This window comes from Mucilaginibacter sp. P5_A6 (assembly GCF_056400585.1).
This window is the reverse complement of the sequence record NZ_JBFUKZ010000019.1, coordinates 140181-146191: the sequence shown is the minus strand read 5'-3', so window position 1 is coordinate 146191 and position 6011 is coordinate 140181. Positions and strand designations below refer to the sequence as shown.

Sequence of the window (6011 nt, the reverse complement as noted above, 5' to 3'; positions counted from 1 at the left end):
AACCATAAGTGTTCGAAAGATTTATAATCCTTCATTTTCATTGCCCACAACGCTAAAAAAATTACCAGAGGCGTAGCCTCGACCTATATTGTAACAACGGATTTTAATCCGTTGGCTATAAAAAGCAAAAAAAAAGAACCATAGGTTCGGCCCATATAAATCCATCCAAAATGGTAAATACTTACTAAGATCGATATGCATCGTGCCTACGGCACTCTGTTTGTATGGCATTAGTTCTCAACGGGTTGAAACCCGTTGTTACAAGATGTATCGAGCCGAAGGCTCTTATTGTAAGAGACGACGAATCTTCCGAACACTTATGCCATCGCTATTTGCCAATTCTGTGCCAAACAGGTTCATTTAATAGCTTTTTCTGGCGTTTGACCCTTAAATAATTAAAAAGCGATTTCCCTGTTTGTAAAGCCCATGATTGAAACGCTACACCCGGAATAATAAAATACCTTACCAGGTCAAAAGCCGAATGCGCTTTTTTTATAATAAATTGGATAATAAAGAGTTAAATTAGTGTAAAGGTTTATGACGACGAACTGAAACCTCGCATATGATCAGGACGCCCTGACTTACCAACGACTAAATGCCATGGTCATGAACCCCGGGTACTACAGCAATGTTTAGTACAGCTAATATTTTAAACCAAAATATAGAGGAGGACAAGATCATGAACAATTATGGAACACCTGGTAGAAATCAGGGTAACAGTATGGGGATGACGGGAAGCAACCGGAATGTTGACATGGGGATTAATCAAAGTAAAAATAATCTTGAAAAGTACGGCCCCAATAGAAAAAATTTAAAGGTTTTGCACGAAGATGGCAGCTTTGCTGATCTTCCTGATCGCGATATACCGGGAGCCGGCGCACAAAGCGGTTCGATAACAAAATAGCTCGCTGCTTTTAATAAACAACAAAGGCTACCTAAAATGGGTAGCCTTTGTTGTTTATATTGTATTGAAGAAAACTAATTTTTCATCATTTTCAAAAACGAAGCTAATTTTTCCTTCATTTCCCTTCTGTCGACTATAAAATCAAGAAAACCATGTTCCTGAACAAATTCGGCAGTCTGGAAGCCTTTAGGCAAATCTTTCTTGATGGTTTCTTTAATAACTCTCGGGCCGGCAAAGCCAATCAGCGCACCTGGTTCGGCTATGTTAATATCGCCAAGCATAGCGTAAGAAGCTGTTACACCGCCGGTTGTAGGGTCGGTAAGTAAAGATATATAAGGGATTTTAGCTATTGATAATAAAGCCAGCTTAGCTGATGTTTTAGCCATCTGCATTAGTGAAAACGCGGCTTCCATCATCCTTGCACCACCGGATTTTGAGATCATCAGGAATGGGATTTTGTGCGCAATACTATAATCAATGGAGCGGGCAATCTTTTCACCCACAACAGACCCCATCGAACCACCAATAAAGTTAAAATCCATACAGGCAATTACAATGTCCTGTCCGTCAATTTTACCTACACCGGCACGTATGGCATCTTTTAAGCCCGTTTTGAACTGGGTTTCGGTAAGCCTTTCTGTATATTTTTTAGTATCCTCAAAGTGCAGGGGATCGCCGGATGTAAGATTTTCAAAAAGTTCTGTAAACTCATTATTATCAAACAGAACCGAAAAGTATTCTTTTGAACCTATGCGAAGGTGAAAGCCACAGTAATGGCAAACATATTGATTTTCAACCTGCTCAGAATAATGCAAGGGTTTTTTACAATTGGGGCATTTATTCCAGATACCATCAGGGGTTTCTTTCTTTTCCTCAGTAGTCGTAATTATCCCTTTCAACTCTCGTTTAAACCACGCCATATCTATATCTAACTCTTTCAATTGACTGCAAAGAAACGAAAAATATTAGAAACAGTTCAAAAATGAAATGCTAATAAATTCATAAAAATAATTAATAAACAATCAGGCCGATCAATATGATAAAAAAAGCATTCAAAGCTACCAGGGATTGCACCTAATAGCCATACCAAACTATAATGACTTACCCTTAAACAGTTTTTTAAAATTGACTAACAATAGTATAGAAATAATTAATTAAAGTATTTAAATTACCGTTTTTAACTACTAATATTATACCTAAATTAACCTAAATCCTTAATTATATGGCTACCGATAATCTGGTACTTGTTTTTGTTCATGGCTGGAGCGTTACCAATCTTGATACGTACGGAAGCCTTCCGATACGTTTGCAGGCTGAAGCAAAAAAAATAGACGCAAATGCAATAGTTAAAGATATTTATCTTGGGCAATACATCAGTTTTCATGATGAAGTTCAGCTTCATGATATCGCCAGGGCATTTGAAACCGCCGTTAATGAACAGCTGGTAGAGGAATTAGCCAACAATAACCGGTTTGTTTGCATTACACACTCAACCGGCGGGCCGGTGGTAAGGGAATGGTGGGATACCTATTATAATAAAAAAGGCACACTAACTTGCCCGATGAGTCATTTGATCATGCTGGCGCCCGCCAACTTCGGCTCGGCCCTGGCGCAGCTGGGCAAGGGTAAAATAAGCCGGTTAAAATCATGGTTTGAAGGAGTGGAGCCCGGGCAGGGAGTACTTAACTGGCTTGAGCTTGGCAGCAACAAGTCATGGGAGCTTAATAGAAAATGGATCAGGGGCGAGGGAGGAGAAATAAGCGAAAAAGGTTTTTTCCCTTTTGCTATAATCGGGCAATCCATAGACAGGGAATTTTATGATAACCTCAATTCATACACCGGCGAATTGGGTTCTGATGGGGTAGTAAGATCTGCGGCAGCCAATTTAAATGCTAATTATGTAAGTGTAAAGCAAGGAGCTATTACATTTACAGGCGGCGAATATGTTACACAGGAGATGATTGTTGAATATAAAGCGGCCCCTCAATCAGCTTTCAGGATAGTGCCTCAAAAATCCCATTCGGGCACAACTATGGGGATCATGGCAAGCCCCAAAGCTACTCCTGTAGGCGATACGGTTGAAACCGCCGAATTAATAGATGCCATACTAAGTTGTATTGCCGTTAAAAATACTGATGATTACAATGCTTTAATACAAACCTTTAATGCAGCAACTTTAGCAGTGCAGTCTAAAGAATTGGTAGAGAAGGTAGAAAGCGGGCCTTTTGCACTTTTCAAAAGATATTTTATTCATGACAGGTTTTCGATGGTAATCTTTCGGATTCACGATTCTGAAGATTATGCTATAAAAGATTATGATCTTGTTTTTACTGCCGGCGACGATGATAATCCCAATCACTTACCCGAAGGTTTTTTTGTAGACAGGCAACAAAACAGGCTGTCGCCAGAAACGGTAACGTATTTTGTAAATTACGATGTTATGAACTATTCTGCACCTGTTAATGATGATGGCCATGAAATACGTGCCGAGCAAAAAGGGGTAGATAAGTTGGGTATATTGGTTAATCCGCGCCCTGATAATGGTTTTGTACGGTATGTACCTTTTAAAATAAAAGCTGATAACGAATTTTTTAAAAATGTAATTAAACCTAATAGTACTACGCTTATAGACATTTGCCTGCAACGCGTTGTGAGTAAAGAGGTATTCWGGTTAATTCCTCATGCGGGCCCAATGCCGGTGGATAAGGATTTCAGTGACATTGACCCTGGTTTTGAGGTTGCAGAATAATTGGCTGCTGATCAATTATTAACAATTCTTTAAAAACTTTATTTTATATTGAATTTACAACAAAGGGGTATAATTTTTATTAAATTAAGCCTTTTTGGTTTTTAAATTCCATTTTTACTACCGTTTTAATATACTTTACCAGTTTTGCCGAACAAAATGGTAGTATTCAATGATTAATAACAAGATTTCTTATCAAAAACAAAGAAATTTTATAACTTCGAGGCCCAAATAAAAGCTCATGGATTTAAAAAATTATAAAGGTGTTCTGCACGGCGATCAGGTGCAGGAACTATTTGAAGCAGCTAAAAAGCATCAGTTTGCTTTACCGGCAGTAAACGTTATTGGTACAAATACCATTAATGCAGTTATGGAAACAGCTAAGCTGGTAAATTCTCCTGTTATTATTCAGCTATCAAATGGCGGTGCACAATTTTATGCCGGCAAATCATTAGATAATTCAAAGTTGCAAGCCTGTATTTTAGGTGGTGTATCTGCTGCAAAGCACGTTCACTTACTGGCAGAGCATTATGGTGTAGCTGTTATTTTACATACAGACCATGCTGCTAAAAAGTTATTACCATGGATTGACGGTTTATTAGAGCATGGTGAAAAATTCTTTGCAGAAACAGGTAAGCCTCTTTTCTCATCTCACATGCTTGATCTTTCTGAAGAGCCTTTGGAAGAAAACATCGAGATTAGTGCCAAATACCTGGAGCGTATGGCTAAAATGGGTATGACACTGGAGATTGAATTAGGTGTAACAGGTGGTGAGGAAGACGGCGTTGACAACTCTGATGTTGACAGCTCACGTTTATACACTCAGCCAGAAGAGGTTTCTTATTCATATGAGCACCTTTTAAAGGTTAGTCCGCGTTTTACAGTGGCGGCTGCCTTTGGTAACGTACATGGTGTTTACAAACCTGGTAATGTTAAACTACAACCGGTTATTTTGCATAACTCACAGGAATATGTAAAGGAAAAATTTAATTTAACCGACGATAAACCTATCAACTTTGTATTCCACGGTGGTAGTGGTTCAAGCCAGGAAGAGATCCGCGAAGCTATTTCATACGGTGCAGTAAAAATGAACATTGATACCGATATGCAATGGGCTTATTGGGAAGGTATTAAAGATTACTACAAATCAAAAGAAGGTTACCTGCAATCGCAAATAGGCAGCCCCGAAGGTGAAGATTCTCCAAACAAAAAATATTACGATCCACGCGTTTGGTTGCGTAAAGGCGAAGAGAACTTTGTTAAAAGGCTTGCAGCAGCTTTCGAAGATCTTAATTGCATCGACGCGACGAGCAAATTATAATATTCATTAAAAATTAACAAAGCGCCTGTACATTTGTTGTACTGGCGCTTTGTTGCATTATACAAAGTGATCCCCAAAACTTAAAAACCTGTTTATGATGGCAAAGATCGCTAAAGAGAAAAAGAATTTATTTGAAAGGTTTGCCAATTGGGCAACTATCGCTACGGGTAGTTCGGCAGCATTTTTAACTGCCATTACTATAATTATTGTATGGGGTATAACAGGTCCGATATTTAAATACTCGGATACCTGGCAACTCATCATCAATACCGGCACCACTATAGTTACCTTCCTGATGGTTTTTTTGATACAAAAATCACAGAATAAAGATTCAAAAGCTATACATTTAAAGCTGAATGAACTGCTGGCCTCGCACCAGGGAGCAAGTAACCGGATGGTTGATGTTGAAAACCTTACTGAGGTTGAGCTTGATCATCTGCACAAGTTTTACGCACAGTTAGCCAGCCTGGCACAGCAGGAACATGATATTACCTGTACGCATTCAATTGATGCTGCCGAAGAAAACCATATCACTAAATTAAGTATACTTAAAACAAAACCGCATTATACAAATGCACGCAAACTTAAAAGTAGAAAAAGTAACGGAGCAAGCCGATCTTGACAAGGTATTTGCCGTACGCCGGGAAGTTTTTGTAGTTGAACAAAATTGCCCTCCCGAACTGGAGTGGGAGTTTGAAGATGAATCGAACCATTTTTTAGCTACTGTTGATGGCGATGCCGCGGGTGCATGCCGTTGGAGAAAAACCGATAAGGGTTATAAACTGGAGCGTTTTGCCGTACTACAAAAATTCAGGGGATTTGGAGTAGGGCAGGCCCTCGTCCAGGCTGTGCTGGATGATTTGCCTCCTGATGCCGCTTATGTTTACCTGCACGCCCAGGTACAGGCTGTATCACTTTATACAAAATTTGGCTTTGAAACTACCGGACCCGAATTTGAAGAAGCCGGGATCAGGCATTACAAAATGATAAGGAAATAATATTTTGTATTGAATTTATAGCTGCGCATATAGCATAATAAT

At 39.1% G+C, this 6011-nt stretch carries 6 protein-coding genes; 5 read left to right on the top strand and 1 reads right to left on the bottom strand.

From position 1 onward, the window contains the following. Window positions 1–628 precede the first annotated feature (628 nt). The gene (locus AC1DO4_RS19320) at window positions 629–904 is read left to right on the top strand and encodes a hypothetical protein (RefSeq protein ID WP_477418784.1); all 276 of its coding nucleotides are present in this window, start codon (window positions 629–631) and stop codon (window positions 902–904) included. A 74-nt stretch (window positions 905–978) separates the two neighbouring features. Here the strand turns inward: AC1DO4_RS19320 and accD are convergent, their stop codons facing one another. Further along, entirely contained in the window at window positions 979–1824 is an 846-nt protein-coding gene (gene accD, locus AC1DO4_RS19315) for an acetyl-CoA carboxylase, carboxyltransferase subunit beta (protein WP_477418782.1), read from the bottom strand. A 302-nt stretch (window positions 1825–2126) separates the two neighbouring features. Between accD and AC1DO4_RS19310 the strand changes: the two genes are divergently transcribed. The 4 genes from AC1DO4_RS19310 (at window position 2127) to AC1DO4_RS19295 (ending at window position 5969) form a co-directional block, all read left to right on the top strand. Then, entirely contained in the window at window positions 2127–3653 is a 1527-nt protein-coding gene (locus AC1DO4_RS19310; RefSeq protein ID WP_477418780.1) for a lipase family protein, read from the top strand. 238 nt (window positions 3654–3891) lie between these two features. Next, window positions 3892–4971, top strand: coding sequence for a class II fructose-bisphosphate aldolase (fbaA, locus tag AC1DO4_RS19305; protein ID WP_477418778.1), 1080 nt, complete (start codon window positions 3892–3894; stop codon window positions 4969–4971). 94 nt (window positions 4972–5065) lie between these two features. Then, on the top strand, window positions 5066–5593 hold the full coding sequence (locus AC1DO4_RS19300; protein ID WP_477418776.1) for a low affinity iron permease family protein: 528 nt from the start codon (window positions 5066–5068) through the stop codon (window positions 5591–5593). Then, on the top strand, window positions 5544–5969 hold the full coding sequence (locus AC1DO4_RS19295) for a GNAT family N-acetyltransferase (RefSeq protein ID WP_477418774.1): 426 nt from the start codon (window positions 5544–5546) through the stop codon (window positions 5967–5969). Before AC1DO4_RS19300 ends, AC1DO4_RS19295 begins: the two co-directional genes overlap by 50 nt. Window positions 5970–6011: the final 42 nt, after the last annotated feature.